The 451-nt window shown below is 67.6% G+C and carries 1 protein-coding gene; it reads right to left on the bottom strand.

Annotated features, from left to right (window positions below):
- On the bottom strand, positions 1 to 336 hold a 336-nt coding region (locus FOI68_RS22875; RefSeq protein ID WP_143864426.1), incomplete at its 3' end, for a hypothetical protein.
- Between the last annotated feature and the right edge of the window lie 115 nt (positions 337 to 451).

Consider the following 451-nt stretch of genomic DNA (forward strand, 5'->3'; position numbering starts at 1 on the left):
CGAGCGGATGTAGGCGCCCGGGTTGCTTGCAGGCTTGACCTCCACGAGGAGGCGGATGCCGGCGATGTAGCCGTCCACCTTTTTGGGGTCCACGGAGTCAGCGTACGACGTCGGCTCTCCACCCCAGATCAGGTACTCTTTCCATGTGCCGCCGCTGCCCGAAACGTCAAAATTGCCCCCCGCCCGGGCACAGACCATTTTCTCTCCCGTCGGGTTGGCCTGCTCCCACTCGGTCTGCTTCTTGTCCGACCAGCCGAGGAGGCGCGAGAACGCGGCCCGGTGGTCTGGGTCGCCCGCCCGCGGGAGGAGCACCCACTCGGAGACGCCCCCGGTCATGCCCCTGAGGCCCCACTCGTTCTCCTTGACCGTGCGGTCGTCCACTGCCGCCAGCGCGCCGGGCTTGCCGCTGTCGAAGTCCCGGATGATACCGGGGCCTTCCCTCAGGTATCCC

It is taken from the genome of Brevibacillus sp. LEMMJ03, from assembly GCF_007197875.1.
Lineage (GTDB): Bacteria > Bacillota > Bacilli > Brevibacillales > Brevibacillaceae > Brevibacillus > Brevibacillus thermoruber.